This is a genomic window from Enterovibrio norvegicus DSM 15893 (assembly GCF_900115495.1).
In the GTDB taxonomy this organism is placed as follows: domain Bacteria; phylum Pseudomonadota; class Gammaproteobacteria; order Enterobacterales; family Vibrionaceae; genus Enterovibrio; species Enterovibrio norvegicus.
In genome coordinates this window covers 1-19,257 of sequence record NZ_FOWR01000060.1, presented here as the reverse complement: position 1 = coordinate 19,257, position 19,257 = coordinate 1, and the positions used below count along the sequence as shown (strand labels likewise).

The 19,257-nt window shown below is 48.8% G+C and carries 18 protein-coding genes; 14 read left to right on the top strand and 4 right to left on the bottom strand.

The features are described from left to right. Positions 1 to 264 (bottom strand): IS3 family transposase (locus BM082_RS23055; RefSeq protein WP_074928800.1); only part of this gene is annotated, 264 nt, incomplete at its 3' end. Between the two features lie 175 nt (positions 265 to 439). On the opposite strand from BM082_RS23055, the gene BM082_RS23050 reads away from it, so the two are divergent. The 8 genes from BM082_RS23050 (at position 440) to BM082_RS23015 (ending at position 9,638) form a co-directional block, all read left to right on the top strand. Beyond that, on the top strand, positions 440 to 1,417 hold the full coding sequence (locus BM082_RS23050; protein ID WP_074928798.1) for a LysR family transcriptional regulator: 978 nt from the start codon (positions 440 to 442) through the stop codon (positions 1,415 to 1,417). Between the two features lie 287 nt (positions 1,418 to 1,704). Beyond that, a complete protein-coding gene (locus BM082_RS23045; protein ID WP_074928795.1) occupies positions 1,705 to 3,075 on the top strand; it encodes a glutamine synthetase family protein in 1,371 nt (456 codons plus the stop codon). 73 nt (positions 3,076 to 3,148) lie between these two features. Then, positions 3,149 to 4,531 (top strand): aldehyde dehydrogenase family protein, encoded by a 1,383-nt coding sequence (locus BM082_RS23040; RefSeq protein WP_074928793.1) that lies wholly within the window; start codon positions 3,149 to 3,151, stop codon positions 4,529 to 4,531. Between the two features lie 11 nt (positions 4,532 to 4,542). Continuing rightward, positions 4,543 to 5,712, top strand: a complete 1,170-nt coding sequence (locus BM082_RS23035) for an iron-containing alcohol dehydrogenase (RefSeq protein WP_017009992.1) — start codon at positions 4,543 to 4,545, stop codon at positions 5,710 to 5,712. A gap of 70 nt (positions 5,713 to 5,782) precedes the next feature. Then, on the top strand, positions 5,783 to 6,514 hold the full coding sequence (locus tag BM082_RS23030; protein ID WP_017013764.1) for a GMP synthase: 732 nt from the start codon (positions 5,783 to 5,785) through the stop codon (positions 6,512 to 6,514). 41 nt (positions 6,515 to 6,555) lie between these two features. Further along, the gene (locus BM082_RS23025) at positions 6,556 to 7,155 is read left to right on the top strand and encodes a TRAP transporter small permease subunit (RefSeq protein WP_017013765.1); all 600 of its coding nucleotides are present in this window, start codon (positions 6,556 to 6,558) and stop codon (positions 7,153 to 7,155) included. Next, the gene (locus BM082_RS23020; RefSeq protein ID WP_017009995.1) at positions 7,152 to 8,474 is read left to right on the top strand and encodes a TRAP transporter large permease; all 1,323 of its coding nucleotides are present in this window, start codon (positions 7,152 to 7,154) and stop codon (positions 8,472 to 8,474) included. Before BM082_RS23025 ends, BM082_RS23020 begins: the two co-directional genes overlap by 4 nt. A 111-nt stretch (positions 8,475 to 8,585) precedes the next feature. Next, positions 8,586 to 9,638: a TRAP transporter substrate-binding protein gene (locus BM082_RS23015; protein WP_017009996.1), complete on the top strand. Its 1,053-nt coding sequence runs from the start codon at positions 8,586 to 8,588 to the stop codon at positions 9,636 to 9,638. Positions 9,639 to 9,988: 350 nt separating this feature from the next. Here the strand turns inward: BM082_RS23015 and BM082_RS23010 are convergent, their stop codons facing one another. Continuing rightward, positions 9,989 to 10,390, bottom strand: a complete 402-nt coding sequence (locus BM082_RS23010; protein ID WP_017009997.1) for a hypothetical protein — start codon at positions 10,388 to 10,390, stop codon at positions 9,989 to 9,991. Positions 10,391 to 10,692: 302 nt separating this feature from the next. Here BM082_RS23010 and BM082_RS23005 point away from each other — a divergent pair, with 302 nt between their 5' ends. Together BM082_RS23005 and BM082_RS23000 are read left to right on the top strand one after the other, a co-directional pair. Next, positions 10,693 to 11,682 carry a 2-hydroxyacid dehydrogenase gene (locus BM082_RS23005; RefSeq protein WP_074928791.1) on the top strand — a complete coding sequence of 330 codons (990 nt, stop codon included), beginning with the start codon at positions 10,693 to 10,695 and terminating at the stop codon, positions 11,680 to 11,682. 445 nt (positions 11,683 to 12,127) lie between these two features. Further along, positions 12,128 to 12,376, top strand: coding sequence for a DUF3297 family protein (locus tag BM082_RS23000; RefSeq protein ID WP_017009999.1), 249 nt, complete (start codon positions 12,128 to 12,130; stop codon positions 12,374 to 12,376). Between the two features lie 329 nt (positions 12,377 to 12,705). Here BM082_RS23000 and BM082_RS22995 read toward each other — a convergent pair whose 3' ends face one another. Beyond that, on the bottom strand, positions 12,706 to 13,176 hold the full coding sequence (locus BM082_RS22995; protein WP_017013768.1) for a DUF2947 domain-containing protein: 471 nt from the start codon (positions 13,174 to 13,176) through the stop codon (positions 12,706 to 12,708). Positions 13,177 to 13,201: 25 nt separating this feature from the next. Next, the gene (torR, locus tag BM082_RS22990) at positions 13,202 to 13,915 is read right to left on the bottom strand and encodes a two-component system response regulator TorR (protein WP_026024588.1); all 714 of its coding nucleotides are present in this window, start codon (positions 13,913 to 13,915) and stop codon (positions 13,202 to 13,204) included. A gap of 416 nt (positions 13,916 to 14,331) precedes the next feature. On the opposite strand from torR, the gene torC reads away from it, so the two are divergent. From torC to BM082_RS22970, 4 genes are all read left to right on the top strand, one after another. Next, positions 14,332 to 15,495 (top strand): pentaheme c-type cytochrome TorC, encoded by a 1,164-nt coding sequence (torC, locus tag BM082_RS22985; protein ID WP_422111077.1) that lies wholly within the window; start codon positions 14,332 to 14,334, stop codon positions 15,493 to 15,495. 85 nt (positions 15,496 to 15,580) lie between these two features. Continuing rightward, the gene (gene torA / locus BM082_RS22980; RefSeq protein ID WP_074928789.1) at positions 15,581 to 18,112 is read left to right on the top strand and encodes a trimethylamine-N-oxide reductase TorA; all 2,532 of its coding nucleotides are present in this window, start codon (positions 15,581 to 15,583) and stop codon (positions 18,110 to 18,112) included. 114 nt (positions 18,113 to 18,226) lie between these two features. Further along, complete coding sequence (gene torD / locus BM082_RS22975) at positions 18,227 to 18,874, top strand: molecular chaperone TorD (protein ID WP_074928787.1); 648 nt, start codon at positions 18,227 to 18,229, stop codon at positions 18,872 to 18,874. 117 nt (positions 18,875 to 18,991) lie between these two features. After that, positions 18,992 to 19,257, top strand: a 266-nt coding sequence (locus tag BM082_RS22970) for a transposase domain-containing protein (protein ID WP_208862552.1), incomplete at its 3' end; no start/stop codon positions are given.

Genomic DNA, 19,257 nt, shown 5'->3' with positions numbered 1-19,257 from the left:
TGCGAAGTACACCGCGGCTTTTTTCAATATGTCGCGCTCTTCTGTGACGCGTTTCAGCTCCTTTTTGAGGCGACGAATTTCTTCGCTTTCATCAGACTTGGCTTGATGATGAGAAGCATCAGGGCCGTAGCGTTTTATCCACGCATATAGGCTGTGCGTTGTTGTCCCTAAACGATGGGCAACATCCGCGACACGGTGGCCTTTTTCGGTGACCTGCTTTACCGCTTCAATTTTGAATTCTTCTGGAAATCTCTTACCACTCATAAACACCTCTCTGTTAGTTATCATGTCTAACTCAGGGGTGTCTATCAAGTCGGTGGCTATTCAGAGCCGGCATTCGTCGGCTCTACTCTTTAAAGTGTATACGCCTCTTTTGTTAAGTAACTGCTAGTCTTCTTACTGTGATGTTTTATAGGTGTCATTGAAGTAGGAGACATCCATGCGATCGCTAGGCTTTGAATTAAAATCGTTGGAAGTGTTTATCACCACCGCCAAAGCAGGCAACATGACCGCAGCCTCATTACAGTTAGACATTTCTCAATCTGCTGTTTCACAAATCCTTGCTCAGCTAGAAAGTAATCTCGGCGTAAAACTACTTGATCGTAGTGTCCGTCCTGTTGAGCTCACCGTTGCAGGGCGGTATTTCTATGACCAATCCGTCCACCTTCTCGAACAAGCAAAGAAAACCCAGCATGTCGTGACCAAAGGCAGTTTTGATAGCCTTCATTTGGTGCGGATCGCCATGGTTGATTCGCTCGCTTCCACGGTCGGAAAGCCCATTATTGATACTGTCAAAAAGCACACCGAAAACTGGACCATGAGCACGGGCTATTCACATCTTCATCAGCAAGGCTTACTCAGTCGAAACCTCGATATTATTATTTCTGATGATACGCTCGAAAATCAGGAAAACTTACGTCGGCACCAAATCCTCAAAGAACCCTTTGTTTTGGTGTTACCCAAGCAATTTCATTCAGAGCATGCTCAATCATGCAAGTCGCTACTTGCACTAAGCAAACGCTTGGACATGGTTCGATATAGCAAACAAAGTCTTATCGGTAAGTCGATTGAAACGTATCTGCATCAACAAGGCTTGGACGTGCCCGATAGAATGCAATTCGACAATACGTTTGCCGTCTTATCAGCGGTTGCGCAAGGCCTCGGCTGGGCACTGATTACCCCCCTTTGTTTGATGCAGGGCGAGGTGTTTCGTCATCAACTCTGCTGCCTTCCTCTTCCAGAAAAAGACATTTTTTATAGATACTTAACGCTGATCGCGCGACGAAATGAACTGGGTGATTTGCCGGACTTACTTGCTGAAGGAAGCTGCACTATTCTCCGGCAACACTTCCTTGCGAAAATCCACCAGCATTACCCCTGGTTAGACGGAAAAATCCGCGTTGGGAAGTTTTCATAGCCTTGACCGTGGTAACACTATTACCTCTGCTTATAGTCTTGTCTTACTCAATGTGATTGTTGTAGCCGAACGTCAACGTCATCTCCTATCCTTGGTTTTACAACGAAACGAATACTCGACGAGGCACGTTTTCGGCGAGACTGGCACCTAGAGACAAATACAGCGAGACAAACAAACGAAACAAGCACAGCAACACAGTTTGCCATTGAAAATTCACCGTCACCTATTCGGCTATCGTTGTGAACACTGATCCAGTGACGCATTACAGATATGAGTAAGGAGCAAGAATGGAAGCGCGCGACGTAAAAACAGCAGCGGATGCGAAAAAGATCATCGAAGAACGCAAACTCACGCACGTCAAAGTGGGCTTGTTTGACAATGATGGCGTCATGCGCGGCAAATACATGTCGAAAGATAAGTTCTTTTCTTCGCTCGATAGCGGTTTCGCTTTCTGTGATGTCGTTTTAGGTTGGGATGTCAAAGACCAACTCTACGACAATGCCAAATTCACAGGATGGCACACAGGCTACCCGGATGCTGGCGCAAGAGTTCTTCCCGATACCTGCCGTGAAGTGTTAGATGAAGATGGCATGTTGCTCTTTATCGCTGAATTTGAAGGTGACGCAGAAGCTGTCTGTCCGCGTGCCACGCTGCGCCGTGTATTAGAAAAAGCCGCAGCGATGGGCTTTGATGCTTACGCGGCATTGGAATATGAATTCTTCCTGTTCGACGAAACCCCACACTCTGCAAGGGAGAAAGGCTTTCGAAATCTCCGCACCATCACACCTGACTGGTTCGGGTATTCCATGATCCGCAACTCCACCTATTCAGGGTTGTACAAAGCGATACTCGCGATGGGTGAATCCATGGACTTCCCCATCGAAGGTATCCATTCTGAAACAGGCCCCGGCGTCATTGAAGCTGCTCTCACCTACGACAACGCGAAAGATGCAGCAGATAAAGCCGCGCTCTTTAAGACCTACATGAAAGTGCTCGCCCAGAAAAATGAAATGATGGCCACCTTCATGGCGAAATGGACAAACGACTATCCCGGCCAGAGCGGCCACATTCATGTATCTCTCAGAGAAAAAGCCAGTGGGAAAAGTGCGTTTTACGATGAAAACGCCGAGCTAAACATGAGTGACATTCAGCGACATTTTTTGGCGGGACAACAAAAACTCATGCCAGAGTTCCTCTGCATGATTGCGCCAACCATTAATAGTTATTCGCGCATGATCCCGGGGTTTTGGGCACCGACAACCGCAACGTGGGGCGTTGAAAATCGCACCACATCTTTACGTGTCATTCCGGGTTCTGAAAAATCTCAGCGCATTGAATACCGGTTAGGGGCTGCAGATGCTAACCCCTATCTCGCCCTCGCCGCCGCTCTCGCATCTGGCTTGTACGGCATTGAACACAAGATGGAACCCACCGAGCGTATTGTGGGCAATGCCTATGAACAAGATCACCCCTCAGAACTTCAGCTTCCGAGCACACTTTGGGAAGCCGCTCAGCGTTTCAAATCTTCAGATGCGGCGAAAAGCATGCTTGGCGAGGCTTTCGTTGAACATTTCGCCGCGTCACGAGAATGGGAGGAGCGTGAGTTCCGTAAACATGTCACGGATTGGGAGCTCGACCGCTACTTCGAAATTATCTAGATCCCTTTGAACATTCTCGTTCCCGCAGTGGTATCACAACTGCGGGTGGTGACTCCCAAACAAAGGAACTGACATGGAACGTTTTCAAACCATTTCGCCGATAGATGGCAGTGTGTATGTTGATGATAGATTTGCCGACGCCAATCAAATCAATGATGCACTTGAAAAGGCAAAGAGTGCGCAAGCACATTGGCAAGACCTCTCACTGGATACCAAGCAAGCCCTGTGTCGAAAAGCTGTTGAAATTTTCGTCAGCCAAGGTGAAGCAATTGCTGAAGAAATCACATGGATGATGGGTCGCCCTATCGCGTATACAAAAGGCGAAGTCGCGGGGTTCGAAGAACGTGCCTTGCACATGATAGACATCGCGCCTGAAGCATTAGCGCCTATCCATTTGCCACAAAAGGCGGGCTTTAAGCGCTACATCAAACGCGTTCCTCTGGGGACCGTATTTGTCGTTGCACCCTGGAACTACCCCTACCTCACCGCCGTCAATGCCATTGTCCCCGCGCTGCTTGCTGGGAATACCGTGTTGCTGAAACATTCGGTTCAAACACCACTTTGCGCGGAAAGAATGGTGGCAGCGTTCACCGAAGCTGGCCTGCCAGAAGGCGTGTTTCAATACCTGCACCTCACCCATGCTGATACAGAATCTGTGATACAGCATCCTCAAATTCGCCATGTCGCGTTTACCGGTTCAGTGCCTGGCGGCGCTGTTGTTGAACGCGCTGCCGCAGGACGATTTATCAGTGTCGGCCTTGAGCTAGGAGGGAAAGACCCCGCCTATATCCGCAAAGATGCAGACATTAACAACGCCGTCGACACCGTGATTGATGGGGCCTTCTTTAATTCCGGTCAATCATGTTGTGGCATGGAACGTTTATATGTTCACCACAGCGTGTTTGACGATGTGGTTGCTAAGTCGATTGAACTTGTGACCAATTATCGATTAGGTCGCCCTGACAACCCTGACACCACCATGGGCCCACTGGTAAAAACAGCGGCCGCCGATTTTGTGAGAGGGCAAAGCCAAGAAGCCGTTCAGCATGGTGCGAAAGCACTCATTAATGAGGAGTTATTTTCTGCAAGTCAGCAAGGAACGCCCTATCTCGCGCCTCAACTGTTGGTCAATGTCGATCACTCCATGCGTGTAATGACGGAAGAATCTTTCGGGCCTATTTTGGGTATTCAAGCCGTTCGCGATGACGACGAAGCCATCTCGCTCATGAATGACAGTGAGTTTGGCCTGACAGCAGCTATTTTCACCGAAGATGAATCACGTGGTGAATACCTTGCTGATCAGGTGGAAGCCGGTACCGTCTTTCTAAACCGCTGTGATTATCTCGACCCCGCACTTGCTTGGGTGGGCATCAAAAACAGCGGACGCGGTTGCACTCTCTCTCAGATTGGGTTTGAGCATTTAACCCGTCCTAAATCTTTTCATTTTAAACGCTAGGAGTCGAGAGTATGAGTTTGTCAGTTTGGCACTACCCAACCGCCATGGTTACTGGCGAGGGCGCACTTTCGACCTTGCCCGATGCATGTTTAAACCTTGGGATGCGCAATCCATTGTTAGTGACAGATCCGGGTATCGCGGCTTTGTCAATGACACAAACCGCCATCAACTTGTGCACAAATGCAGGACTTGAAGTGGCTTTATTTAGCCACGTACAAGGCAACCCGACCGGCCAGAATGTCGAAGATGGAAATGCTGTTTTTGTCGAAGGGCAACATGATGGTGTGATTGCGCTTGGCGGTGGCTCAGCGTTGGATTGTGCCAAAGCCATTGCACTTTCTGCTTGCCAGTCACATCCACTCTGGGATTTTGAAGATGTGGGCGATAACTGGCTTCGCGCCAACCCGGATGCCATAGCGCCCATTATTGCTATTCCAACCACTGCCGGCACAGGTTCCGAAGTCGGTCGTGCATCGGTCATTACCCATGAAGGCCAAAAGCGGAAAGTCATTATTTTTCATCCGAACATGGTGCCAAAACACGTCATCCTGGATCCAGAACTGACCCTTGAACTCCCCGCTTCAATAACCGCTGCAACTGGCATGGATGCCCTGTCCCATAACCTTGAAGCACTGTGTTCGCCGAGCTTTCATCCCATGGCTGAAGGTATCGCTATTGAAGGCATCCGCTTGGTGAAAGAGTACCTTCCGACAGCGTTTAAACATGGAAATGACTGTGACGCCCGCATGCAGCTTTTGGTGGCCTCAAGCATGGGAGCAACAGCCTTCCAAAAAGGCCTAGGTGCGATGCATGCACTCGCCCACACGTTAGGCGCGCTATACAACAGCCACCATGGACTGCTTAACGCCATTTTGATGCCGTATGTTCTCAATGCCAACCGCAATGAAATTGAAGAAAAAATGGGCCGCCTTTCCAATTATCTTGGATTAGAACGCAAAGGAACGGGCACGGATACCGTTCTTGCATGGGTCATTGAACTGCGAGAAGAACTGGGTATCCCCCATCAATTGAGTGAGATAGGCATCTCGGTGGAAGACGCGGCTCTGGTCGGACAAATGTCCGTGAAAGACCCATCAGCAGGGGGCAACCCCATCGCCTTGAGTGCAGAAGAGTACAGCCTGCTCTTCATGAACGCAGTGAATGGCAATTATTTGAGCTAGTGGGAGCCAAGTCGCAGTAACGACTTGCCATCGCCAAAGCACGTAAACAGCGAATCAGTGAGGGAAACGCATGAGAATCGGTGTATTGCTCTGCGACGATGTGACACCTGAACTTCAGGTTGACCATCTGAACTACCCCAACATGTTTGAATCGATTTTGTTGAAAGCGGATCCCTCGCTCTCTCTGACGTTTTATCGCGTTATGGAAGGACAATATCCCTCAGACATCGATGAATGCGATGGTTACATAATCTCAGGGAGCCGCTATAGCGTTTACGATGATCTGGCATGGATCAAACGCTTTGAAGCCTTTGTGCTTACGCTTTATACCCTTAAAAAACCCACTGTCGGAATCTGCTTTGGTCATCAAATGATGGCACAAGCATTGGGCGGTGAAGTTGAACGTTCAACGAATGGCTGGGGCGTGGGTATCGCCACCAGCGCATTCCTGAAAGATGACATCACTCAAGCTGAAAGCTGGATTGACCCCAATGTTCACAATTTTTCATTGGTCGTCAGCCATCAAGACCAAGTGTCCATCTTGCCACCCGACAGCAAACCCTTAGCGGGCAATGCCTTCTGTCCCATATCGATGTATACCGTGGGCGGCAACTTCTTGGCCATTCAAGGTCATCCAGAATTTAGCCGTGAATATTCTCACGACTTAATGGAGTTTCGGCGTGATCGTATTCCCAAAGACGTTATTTCAGCGGGTCAAACATCGCTTTCACGTCACGCAGACAGCGAACGCGTAACAGCCTGGATGCTGGCATTTCTTCGTCATAGCGCTGCCAAATCTTAACGTTTGTCAACTTATCAGTATCGTGAGAACAGGAGTACACAATGCAGATATCACAGGATGAAGCCAACAGAACGTTGGATTATCTGCCTTCGCCATTGGCGGCCTATGTACGATTTGTTGAATCGATTAACTACTACGTTGGTCGATTCGCCATGTATCTGATTTTCGTCATGCTTGGCGTGTTGGTCTATTCCTCGATCTCTAAAACCTTTTTCTTCCCCTCATTGTGGACACTGGAAATGGCACAATTTGCCATGGTGGCTTACTACATGCTGGGTGGGCCTTATTCCATGCAGCTCAACGGACACGTGCGGATGGATTTACTCTACGGTGATTGGTCGCCTCGCACAAAAACCCTCGTTGATTGCTTTACTGTTCTCTTTCTCATGGTCTATCTCGGTGTATTGCTTTACGGCGGCATTTCAAGCACCACGTATGCGTTTGAATATGGCGAACGCAGTTACTCTGCGTGGCGACCATATATGTGGCCAATAAAAACCACCATGTGCATCGCTATCTTCTTGATGATATTGCAAGCCACCGCCGTCTTGCTCAAAGATATTGCCACGTTACGGATGCCGAGCATTGACAAAAATTCTACCGACAACAAAGAGAATACACATCAGGAGAACAACCAATGAGTTATGAACTGATCGCCCTGTTGATGTTCTCGTCCATGATGCTGATGCTGCTGACTGGACAGCGCGTATTCGCCGCCATCGGGTCTGTCGCAGTGATTGCCTCTTTGCTGCTATGGGGTGATGGCGGGTCTGAGATTGCCTTTGGCGCCGCCATGAAATTGATGAAATGGTACCCGCTGCTGACACTGCCTTTGTTCATCTTCATGGGGTACATGCTCTCCGAGTCAGGTATCGCTGAAGACCTCTATAAAATGTTCCATGTCTGGATGGGCCCGATACATGGCGGGCTTGCCATCGGAACCATTTTGCTGATGGTGGCAGTATCGGCCATGAACGGGCTCAGTGTGGCAGGCATGGCGATTGGTGCCAGTATTGCCTTGCCCGAACTGTTACGGCGAGGCTATGACAAGATCATGGTCACGGGGGTGATTCAAGCAGGCAGTTCGCTCGGTATTCTCGTGCCGCCAAGCGTCGTGCTTGTGCTGTATGGCATGATTGCGCGACAACCGGTCGGCAAACTTTGGTTAGCAGGCGTGTTCCCCGGCTTGATGATGGCAACCATGTTCATTATCTACATTGTTGTTCGCTGCAAAATGCAGCCACAACTTGGCCCAGCGTTATCAAAAGAAGAGCGCAATGTGCCTTTGGCAGAGAAACTCAAATTGCTGCGGGCGGGCATCTTACCCCTGGGTATTTTCTTCTCGATGACGGGCTTATTCTTGCTGGGCGTGACCAGCTTGGTCGAAAGCTCAGCGGTGGGCGCATTGGCTGCCACATTGGCCGCCATCATAAAGCGTCGTTTAACCAAAGATGTGATGGAAAATACACTGCGAAAAACCCTTTCAGTCAGCTGCATGTTCATGTGGATCATTCTTGCCGCCCTGTGTTTTGGTGCAGTATTTGATGGCCTTGGTGCCGTCAAAGCCATCGAAGCCTTGTTTGTCAATCGCTTGGGTTTAAGCCCCTGGGAAATTTTGATCCTCATGCAGCTCTCCTATTTAGTGATGGGGACGTTTTTGGACGACACCGCCATGTTGGTCATTGTCGCTCCACTCTACGTGCCGTTAGTAAAACTCCTTGGTTTCGATTTGATTTGGTATGGCGTGCTTTACACCATCACCTGTCAAATCGCCTACATGACACCACCGTTTGGCTACAACCTCTTCTTAATGCGGGCCATGGCGCCACCAGAGATTAGCCTTAAAGACATCTATCGTTCCATTATTCCGTTTGTTTTCATCATGATGTTCGCGTTGGTCATAGTCATGGCATTCCCACAAGTGGCGCTGTGGTTGCCGGAATGGCACTACAGTCGTTGACACTTTCGATGAAGCAGTCGATGCAAATGATGAGCTCCTACAGTCATTGAGTTAAGCGCATCTGGTGACATGGATGTGCGTAGTACAACAACGTGAAATAAGGACATAGCGATGAGTAACAGACGCGACTTTTTGAAAAAAGCAGGCATTGTTGGCGCAACGAGCGCCACAGCAGTGTTAGGCGCACCCGCCGTGGTCTCGGCCAAAGAGCCGATCAAATGGCGATTGCAAACGTATGCAGGTCCGGCATTGGCCGAACACGTCATCAAACCGGCTGTGGATGCGTTCAACATTGCAGCAAATGGTGAAATGGTGATTGAACTGTATTACGCAGACCAATTGGTGCCAACTGGTGAGTTGTTCCGCGCGATGCAACGAGGCACCATCGATGCCGTTCAAAGCGATGATGACTCCATTGCCGCACCCGTCGACGTTTCCGTCTTTGGGGGGTATTTCCCTTTCGCCACGCGATACAGCTTAGATGTGCCTGTGTTGTTTGAAGAATATGGTCTCAAGGAAATCTGGCAAGAAGCCTATGGCGAAGTCAAAGGCGTGACGTGGCTCAGTGCAGGCTCATGGGACCCTTGTCATTTTGCGACGGTGGAGCCCATTCGAAGTCTCGCTGACTTGAAAGGTAAACGCATCTTCACCTTCCCTACCGCTGGCCGCTTTTTGACGCGCTTTGGCGTTATTCCTGTCACCCTTCCATGGGAAGACGTGGAAGTTGCTGTTCAAACCGGCGAGTTAGATGGCATTGCGTGGTCAGGCATTACGGAAGATTACACCGTTGGGTGGGCTGACGTGACTAACTACTTCCTCACCAATAATATCTCCGGTGCTTGGTGCGGGTCGTTTTTTGCCAATTCGGAACGGTGGGACGCATTACCCGAACACTTAAAGATCTTGTTCAATATGATGATGGACAGCTCTCACTACTATCGTCAGCACTGGTATTGGGGCGGGGAAGCAAAACTTCGCACCAGTGGCACGAAAATGCAGTTAACGACCATCCCGGATGAAGAGTGGCGACAGGTCGAACTTGAAGCTTATAAGTTCTGGGATGAAGTGGCAGAAACCAGTCCACGAGCGAAGCAGGTTGTCGATATCTTTAAACAATACGCAAGTGTGATGGAACAAGCTGGCAAGCCTTATCGCTATTCATAGTGCGACAAAGAAACTCAGAGGGCAGAAATGAAAAAAACCAGCACGGTAGGCCAATACCGGAGCTGGTTTCTCTCGTGTTTTAAGCTGACAACCCGATGGTTGCCCTCTCATTTATTCCTTTCAGTTGATAGAACCAAACAGAAAGAAATGAAAGTCTTTTGGTTCAGAATCAGTCGGTAAGTGGCGGCCTTGCATTACTGACTGATTTTGAACACGCGGTTAATTTAGTACTTGATGAATAAGAAAACTGTGAGGTAAACAGGAAAGTTTCTTTATCTATTAATAGGATGAAAAAAAATGCGACTCACCTAAAAGGATGGAAACAGGATCACGGCTTTTCTGTGATGTCATCATGATGGGGCAGCAAAGTTCGTCGCGCATTCTGCTTGTCCTATCGCCATTACACGTTGCTCTCGCAGCACGCGACGCTTTTCATTCCACTCAGTGATCACCATTGCGCGGTCTTTTCCTCGGCCCATGTCACTGAATAAAAATCGGTCAACCGTGTGATTAAATGCTTCAAGGTCCATCTTTTCTTGATAGATCACGCCCATGTATTCGAAAGCGTGTTGTTTCTCTTTGTTCGAGCCCACGACAGTGAATCGCTGCAAGGTATCCAGTGCCGCTTCATACTGGCACTCGATGATTTGGTGTTCTGCCCCCAGCAACTTCGCGTGCACACCGTATGTTGATACGTAACTACAACCTGAGAGTAAAATGGCTGAAACAGCAACAATCCTTAGCGATTTCATGCTAAATCCTTTTGTTTATGAAACGCTCGTCATCACGTCGGAAAAGCGGCAATGTCGAGGCGGCAATAACAAAAATAGCAGCAAATTACATGCCAGATGAAAAGATGACGCGATAAAACCGTCATATCCATTCCACCCATCAAAATCGTACAAACATTCATCATGTAGCACGCATTCCTCGTTTTTCTTCGGTTACATGGTTGAAAACACCCTTCCCTTCGCCCATCTTTCTCGTAGTGAAACCATTTCACTTCCTTATGACGTAATACTCAGTCGCATTCAAACCCTCAAAGGGAGTCATCATGAAGGTTGCCGTTTTCAGTACCAAGTCTTACGACAGACAGTCCCTCGACACATACAACGCCAATTACAAGCACGACCTTACCTACTTTGATTTTCGCCTCACCGCACAAACCGCCAAACTGTCGTCAGATTTTGACGCTATCTGTGCCTTTGTGAATGACGATCTCGATGCAGAAGTGCTTACAGAACTGGCGACCCACGACGTAAAAGTCATCGCCATGCGTTGCGCGGGCTATGACAAAGTTGACTTGGATGCCGCGCAATCGCTCGGTCTTCAAATTGTGCGTGTGCCCGCCTATTCGCCTGAATCCATCGCAGAGCACACCTTGGCATTGATGCTGAGCCTCAACCGCCACGTGCACCGCGCTTACCAGCGCACGCGTGATGCGAACTTCAATCTTGAAGGATTAACAGGGTTTAACTTCCACGGCAAAACAGTCGGTGTTGTCGGCACAGGACGCATTGGTGTGGCGACCATCCGCATTTTAAAAGGTCTGGGCATGAATATCTTGGTTCACGATCCGTTCGAGAACCAAGATGCCATTGCATTGGGCGCAACCTATGTCTCGTTAGACGCACTCTATGCACAATCGGATGTCATAACGCTTCACTGCCCACTCATGCGCGAAAACTATCACATGCTGGATAAAGAAGCGTTTGCGAAAATGAAGGATGGCGTGATGATCATTAACACCAGCCGCGGGGGATTGATTAATTCACAAGACGCGATTGACGGTTTGAAAAGCCGCAGAATCGGCTCACTCGGCGTTGATGTGTATGAGAACGAACAAGATCTGTTCTTTGAAGATAAATCGAATGATGTGATTCAAGATGACGTTTTCCGTCGTCTTTCCGCCTGTCACAACGTGCTATTTACGGGGCACCAAGCTTTCTTAACAGAAGAAGCGTTGGGGAACATTGCTCAAACGACATTATCCAACCTGACCGCCTTTGAAAAAGGTGAACGCACGGGCAACGAGGTTTTTTGATTTCGTATTGGTGAACAAGGAAAGTATGTCGAGGGAAAAGTGCTAATAAGCCTCAACCCAACGCACACTGAACGGGTTGCTTTCTCTGCGACGGCTTATATGTATACCCAAGCAACCTGAAAATGCTCGATGTCAGAGGCCGTCAGAGTGTTCAATTCAAGGCAAATTCTTGCAGGAATAGTCATTCTATTTCACAGGGATTTAACGATGAAGTGGACGCTCTGAGGGTCTCCCTTCTGGCGAGTTTACTGACGCTATGCTCGGTATTGTCCCTTTTTGATGGCGCTCACTACATCGGCAAAGGGACGCTTTGATCACAACGTCAGTAAAGCTCGCTGAGTCCTGCATCTTCACGTTGTTTGGGTATAGCGCTATTTGTGCTTTATTAGTTCTGGATATTGCTTACAATAACGCGCTTTTTTTATTTAATTTACAGGTCATGACTATGAACGACGCTACTTCACAACCAACGCTACCTGATCGCCTATCAGGCAACCCACGCAGCCCACACCACGTTGCTGAGTGCTTTGAATACAACATCGGTATTCTGCTGAATGGCAAAGAGCGTTTCGACGTTGAAGAATACTGCATCAGCGAAGGTTGGGTGAAGATCCCGTCACCGAAAGCACTAGACCGTCGCGGCCAACCGCTTCTGATAACCCTAAAAGGTACTGTTGAAGCGTTTTACAAATAAGCCGCATCAATAAGATTACCGTATGAATTAAAAAAGGCAGGAAGTGAACACTTCCTGCCTTTTTGTTTCGAGTTTCGAGTTTCGAGTTTCGAGTTTTGAGTCTCTAGTCTCTAGTCTCTAGTCTCTAGTCTCGTAATCTTACAGTCTCGTAATCTCGTAATCTCACAATCTCGTAATCTCGTAATCTCGTAATCTCGTAATCTCGTAATCTCGTAATCTCGCAATCTCGCAATCTCGTAATCTCGCAATCTCGTAATCTCGCAATCTCGCAATCTCGCAATCTCACAATCTCGTAATCTCACAATCTCGTAATCTAGTACGCTCGCCGACTAAGGTCTCTTACCCAGCTTCACCACACCGCTCTGCTCAAACATCGCCACTTCTTTCTTCTTCTTGGAAATGAGTAGCGGTTTATCATCGTAAAACAAGAAGTTCTTCCAGTATTTCCTGAACGTTCCCCAGCGAGTTTCGATGACGTTATTTTTGTCATAACAAAAATACACAACACCATTGTCTTCCATGTTGAAAAACGCCGTTACGCTTTCAGGAAGATCGGCTTCTTCTTCCCATGGGTTCATCCAATTATCTTCGATTTCCCAAACGCTGCTCATGATGGCCCAATCACCCTTACCAAAATGATCCGGCGTCGGGCTTTGCTTGCTCACAAAATCACGCCACGCCTGCGCACCGCGATCTTCAGACATCGGCTTTATTTCAGCACGGTCTTCTTCCGCCACAGGCATGGATTGATGAGTGAAAATCCACTTACGTTTGTAGTCTTCAAAGGGTATGTAGTTCATAGTTCTCTCATTGTTTGCGGTGTCACTAAATGCCCGCAAACATGTATCCTTCACCGTGTACTGTAATAAACACCTGAGGCTTCTTAGGATCTACCTCTATTTTATTGCGTAAGCGACGCACGAGCACATCGACTGTACGGTCATTGGGTGCATCAACACGGTGACTGATCAAATTCAAAATGCGTTCTCGACTGAGCACCCTGTTAGGGTTTGCAGTGAACGCGACCAGCATTTCATATTCAGCTTTGGTGAGCTTAACGGCGTCGGTGCTGTTTGTCAGCGCACGACGGTTAATGTCGAACGTCCAGCCACTGAAGGTCATGATTTTATCATCTTCCTTCCGCAAACTCTCGACATTGGCCACTTTATGGCTACGAGAAATGCGCCAAAGCAAGTTTTTCACACGAACAAGAAGTTCACGCAGTTCAATCGGTTTGGTGACATAGTCATCCGCCCCCATTTCAAGGCCGACAATACGGTCAATGGCATCAGTACGACTGGTTACCAGAATAATGCCTACATCTGATTGGCTTCTGAGCTCTCTTGTTAACATCAAGCCGTCAGCACCAGGGAGGTTAATATCCAACAAAACCACATCAACATGGTGTTCTTTCATTATGTTGTGCAATCCCTTTCCGTCAGCAGCCTGACTGACTTTATATCCCTGATTTTCGAAGTATCCGCTCACCATAGTGCGGGTCACTACTTCATCATCTACGACCAGAATGTGATAGCTCACGTCGCCCCTGTTCACAAATCGTCACGAAGGAGCGCACTGTACCACCTAAAGTGTCGCTTTTTTTGATATATATCATGGTTATTGCACATTACTATGACGAAGGTCACTCGATATTCGTGAGACTCATCACGACCAAGTTTGCATTTTGTGTCAGATCGCAACATTTTCGGCACTTTTAGAAGCACGCATACACCGCGCAACGACTTTTCCAAAATCCCTGTTCACATCCTTTCACAACTCGCCCCATTCCGTTCATTTGTGTGCGTAACCATATTCACATCCGATCGTTAACATGCGCGACACGAAATAACGCATCAAAAACATGTAGCTAAAGTGAGCAGGCTGTTTCTCAAGACCTAGAGGAAAGAACTCTCCACTGTTTGGCTGCGCAAAACTCTATGGGTGTATCCATTTTTATGAAAAAGCTATTTCAAAAGCTGATGAAACCTAGCCGCAAGTACCCAATCATTGCGCTGGTACTGGTCGGTGCCGTTATTGCGATCTCCGGTGTGATTGCAATGAACAAAACCTTTGAGGTTTTCTCGAGTACTGAGTTCTGTACGTCGTGCCACACGATGCAGCAAAACTACGAGGAATATAAACAGTCTATCCACTACAGCAATGCGAAAGGCATTCGCGCTGAGTGTGTGGATTGTCACCAACCAAAAGACTTCGTGGGTAAAGTGTGGCGCAAAATGGGTGCTGCAACCGACCTATACCACCACTTCATCACTGGCAAAATCGATACGCCTGAGAAATTTGAAGAACACCGCTTAGAGCTCGCACAGAAAGTGTGGGATCGCATGGCTGACGAGAACTACAAAACCTGTACGACCTGTCACTCCTACGACGCCATGGATCACAGCAAGCAATCTGTTCAAGCAATGAAAGAGATGATCCCTGCTGCGAAAGAAAACATGGCGTGTGTTGAATGCCATAAAGGTATCGCGCACGAATTGCCAAACATGGCGGGTGGTTTCCGTAAAACGTTTGAAACCCTTACTGCCTCTGCGGTTGCACCTGCTGGTGCGAAGAAACTTTACTCGCTGAGCGAGAAGAGCCTATTCGCCAATGCTGACGCGACTGGCAAAGTGGAAGGCCAACTGCTTCCAGCGTCTGAAGTTATCGTGCTTGAAGAACAAGGCGATATGCTGAAAATCCGCGTTGAAGGTTGGATCGAAACCAACGGTAAAGGCCGTGTGATGACAGAGTACATGGGCAAACGTGTATTCAAAGCAACCGTTCGTGGCGACGTGAAAGCAACCGAAGTAGTGATGTCTGAGCAAGTTGACGCTGCAACCAACATGTCATGGAAAAACGTGGCTGTTGAAGCGTGGGTGACTAAAGACGGCCTACTCGACAGCATCGAACCTGTATGGGATTACGCATCAGAAATGTACGCGTCTACGTGTAACTCGTGTCACGCAGCACCGGCACCTGGTCACTTCACCGCAAACGGCTGGATTTCGAGCCTGAAAGCGATGAGCGCTTACTACCGTCTGAATAAAACAGAAGAACGTACTCTGCTGAAATATCTGCAGAACCACGGTAGTGACACCGGCGGTGCAGGCGCGCACTGATCAGCATTTGCTGACTCGCACTAAAGAATATCTCGGCAGGTGCATCGCACCTGCCCAATAAAGATTAAAGAATAAGGATTCCTAAATGGCGACTGAAAAACACGTTCAGGGCATATCTCGCCGTCGCTTTCTATCAGGCATGCTAACCGCAAGTGCGGGTGTTGCGATCGGCAGCAGCCTGCTTGCACCTCGCTCAGCGATGGCAGCTACCGACGCGAAAAACACCTTCTCTGGTGACGTGATCCACGGTTCACACTGGGGTGCATTCCGCGCGAAAGTAGAAAACGGCATTTGGATCGACACTGTCGCGTTCGAAAACGACCCGCACCCAACGTCTATGCTGAACGGCGTACGCGAAGTGGTATACAACCCTTCTCGTGTTAAGTACCCAATGGTACGTATCGATTGGCTGAAGCACGGTTGGAAATCTGACACCACACAACGCGGTGACAACCGTTTTGTGCGCGTGCCATGGTCACAAGCACTGGACTTCTTCCACCACGAACTAGAGCGTGTTCAAACCTCTTACGGCCCAAGCGCATTGTATGCGGGTCACTCGGGTTGGCAGTCATGCGGTAAGCTAAACACCGCAGGTACCATGATGCAGCGCGCAATCAGCCTGCACGGTACTTACCTTGCGAAAATGGGTGACTACTCAACCGGTTCAGCACAAGTTGTTCTTCCTTACGTTGCAGGCGCAATGGAAGTGTACGAGCAGCAAACCTCTTGGCCTTTGGTGCTAGAGAACGCAAAGAACATCGTTATCTGGGGTTCTGACCCAATCAAAAACCTACAAGTCGGTTGGTTGATCCCAGATCACAGCGTTTACGGTTACTACCAGCAGCTTGCTGAGAAAGTGAAAAACGGCGAAATCAACGTTATCCACGTTGACCCAGTGAAGAACGAATCTTACAAGTTCTTCGGTGGCAATCAGGTTGCGGTTAACCCACAAACTGACGTGCCGTTGATGCTGGCTATCGCGCACACGCTGTACACAGAGAAATTGCACGATGAGCAATTCCTTGCTGACTACACCACAGGTTTCGACCAATTCCTGCCTTACCTATTGGGTGAGAAAGATGGCGTTGCGAAAACACCTGAGTGGGCGGCAGGAATTTGTGGCATCCCTGCGGACCAAATTCGCGAATTGGCGCGCACCATGGCAAATGGTCGTACCCAAATCATCGCAGGCTGGTGTTTGCAGCGTATGCAGCACGGCGAACAATACGCGTGGATGATCGTGGTTCTGGCAGCAATGCTGGGCCAAATCGGTCTACCCGGTGGCGGTTTCGGCTTCGGTTGGCACTACAACGATGCGGGTACCGTTACGTCTGCAGGTCCATTGATGTCTGGTTTCAGCTCTGTGACTGGCGTTGATCCAATTCACAGCGGCAGCTACAACGGTTACTCAACGTACATCCCTGTTGCACGTTTTGTTGACTGTATTGAGAACCCGGGCACGAGCATTGATTTCAACGGTCACACCGTGAAGTTCCCACACATGAAGATGGCTATCTTCTGTGGTAACAACCCGTTCCACCACCACCAAGATCGTAACCGTATGATCAAAGCGTGGCGTAATCTGGAAACCGTGGTTAGCGTTGAACATCAGTGGACTGCAACGTGTCGCTTCGCGGATATCGTTCTGCCTGCGACCACCACTTACGAACGTAACGACATCGAGCAGTTTGGTAACCACTCGAACAAAGGCATCATCGCGATGAAACAAATCGTTGAGCCGATGTTTGAATCAAAAGATGACTTCGACATCTTCCGTGAATTGTGTACGCGCTTCGACCGTGAAGAAGCCTTCACTGGCGGCAAGACCAAGATGGAATGGATTGAAGAAATCTACAACGGTGCCCGCCTACAAGGCCGTGGTATCGGTGTGCGTATGCCGAACTTCGTGAAATTCTGGGAAGAAGAGCAATTCATCAGCTTCCCTGAAGGTTCAGAGTGGGTTCGCCACCAAGCGTTCCGTAACGAACCAGACCTTGAGCCACTCGGCACAGCAACAGGGTTGATCGAGATTTACTGTAAGACTATCGCTGACATGGGATACGACGACTGTCAGGGCCACCCAATGTGGTTCGAAAAAGTTGAGCGTAGCCATGGCGGTCCTAAGTCGAAAACATTCCCGATCCACCTGCAAAGCTGTCACCCGAACCACCGTCTGCACTCGCAGCTGTGTTCGTCTGACGAGCACCGTGGTACTTACGCGGTAGCGGATCGTGAGCCTTGTTACATCAGCACTGCTGATGCGAAAGCTCGCGGCATTGTGTCTGGCGACATCGTTCGTGTATTTAACGACCGTGGCCAAGTACTGGCTGGCGCTGTGGTGACTGACGACTACAAATCAGGCGTTTGCCGCATCCACGAAGGCGCATGGTATGCACCACTGGAAGGCGGTAAGCCGGGCACACTGTGTACTTACGGCGATCCAAACGTACTGACGGTTGATATCGGCACGTCTAAACTGGCGCAAGCAACCTCTGCACACACTGCATTGGTTGAGATCGAGAAGTTCACAGGTCAAGTACCAGCAGTAACGGGCTTTAGCGGCCCAATCGCGATAGACGACGTGAACCCACTGTTCCCAGCGATGGATATCGCATAAGAGACAGTGTGAAGAAAAAGGGCAGCTTAGCTGCCCTTTTTTACTCGAACTTATATACACTTGTCTTCGTAAACACTCATCGTCTCTCTGCCCTTCCCTAACAACGGAATGACAATGCAAGAATTTATCGCCATCAACGAACAACGCGCCGAATTTTACTGGTGGATGTCTTCCCTGTTCGCTACCGAGCTAACGCAAGAAGATCTCAACAATTATCATGGCGGTGACATGGATAACTATTATTCCGTGCTCGCCATGACCGACGAACTCAAAGCACCGATCGCGTCGTTTCGTGAAGCATTAACATCATTGAAATCGCGTGATGATGCACAGCTAGAACTGGCCGCTGATTTCTGTGGTTTGTTCCTTAGCACGCCGAAAACCGGCGCCCTGCCTTACGCCTCCATGTACATCGGTGAAAGTGGTTTGTTGAACGACAAACCTGCGCAAGAAATGGGGCAATGGATGGAGAAGTACGGCATTGCACAACGTAAAGACTTTAACGAGCCGTTTGATCATCTCGCGGTCGTTTTAGATTTTATGGGCAATTTGATCGTAATGGCGAACGCCGAACCGGACGAAGCAAAGCAAGAAGCTCTGATGCAAGAGCAACAAGCATTTCTTGAAACCATGGTGCTGCCATGGATTGATATGTTCTGCCAGGCCCTCCATAAATACGATGCCTTTGGGTTCTACAAAGCATCCGGTGATTTGTTAAACGCATTTATCGCGTTAGATTTGGCCTTCTTAAAAGGCGAATAATTCATTTCACTGATCCATCGAAAGCCGGGGATCGCCCTAATGCCGATCGTTTTAAGTCATTGAACGATCCTACGCAGGCTTCATAATCGGCCTCAACATTGTTGAGGCCGATTTTTTATGTCTGAGTTTTTGAAAGAGTTACACATCACCGCTGAGTTTTGCCAAGACCACCCTATCAACGCATTCTCTAAACACATTCCTCTTGAGTGGGTTGAAGAAGCAGTCAAACAAACCGGACGCGCTTCTTTGCGTAAACGTCGCTTTCCCGCTGAGCAGGCTGTTTGGCTAGTTTTAGGGATTGGATTACTGCGCAATCGCTCGATTCAGAATGTTTGTGACCAACTTGAGTTGGCTTTTCCTGATACCAAAGGGGAACTTCCTCC

Excerpts from the sequence above, each read along its gene's own strand:
- BM082_RS23050 (WP_074928798.1), top strand. The coding sequence starts at position 440 with ATGCGATCGCTAGGCTTTGAATTAAAATCGTTGGAAGTGTTTATCACC.
- BM082_RS23045 (WP_074928795.1), top strand. The coding sequence starts at position 1,705 with ATGGAAGCGCGCGACGTAAAAACAGCAGCGGATGCGAAAAAGATCATC.
- BM082_RS23040 (WP_074928793.1), top strand. The coding sequence starts at position 3,149 with ATGGAACGTTTTCAAACCATTTCGCCGATAGATGGCAGTGTGTATGTT.
- BM082_RS23035 (WP_017009992.1), top strand. The coding sequence starts at position 4,543 with ATGAGTTTGTCAGTTTGGCACTACCCAACCGCCATGGTTACTGGCGAG.
- BM082_RS23030 (WP_017013764.1), top strand. The coding sequence starts at position 5,783 with ATGAGAATCGGTGTATTGCTCTGCGACGATGTGACACCTGAACTTCAG.
- BM082_RS23025 (WP_017013765.1), top strand. The coding sequence starts at position 6,556 with ATGCAGATATCACAGGATGAAGCCAACAGAACGTTGGATTATCTGCCT.
- BM082_RS23020 (WP_017009995.1), top strand. The coding sequence starts at position 7,152 with ATGAGTTATGAACTGATCGCCCTGTTGATGTTCTCGTCCATGATGCTG.
- BM082_RS23015 (WP_017009996.1), top strand. The coding sequence starts at position 8,586 with ATGAGTAACAGACGCGACTTTTTGAAAAAAGCAGGCATTGTTGGCGCA.
- BM082_RS23010 (WP_017009997.1), bottom strand. The coding sequence starts at position 10,390 with ATGAAATCGCTAAGGATTGTTGCTGTTTCAGCCATTTTACTCTCAGGT.
- BM082_RS23005 (WP_074928791.1), top strand. The coding sequence starts at position 10,693 with ATGAAGGTTGCCGTTTTCAGTACCAAGTCTTACGACAGACAGTCCCTC.
- BM082_RS23000 (WP_017009999.1), top strand. The coding sequence starts at position 12,128 with ATGAACGACGCTACTTCACAACCAACGCTACCTGATCGCCTATCAGGC.
- BM082_RS22995 (WP_017013768.1), bottom strand. The coding sequence starts at position 13,176 with ATGAACTACATACCCTTTGAAGACTACAAACGTAAGTGGATTTTCACT.
- torC (WP_422111077.1), top strand. The coding sequence starts at position 14,332 with ATGAAAAAGCTATTTCAAAAGCTGATGAAACCTAGCCGCAAGTACCCA.
- torA (WP_074928789.1), top strand. The coding sequence starts at position 15,581 with ATGGCGACTGAAAAACACGTTCAGGGCATATCTCGCCGTCGCTTTCTA.
- torD (WP_074928787.1), top strand. The coding sequence starts at position 18,227 with ATGCAAGAATTTATCGCCATCAACGAACAACGCGCCGAATTTTACTGG.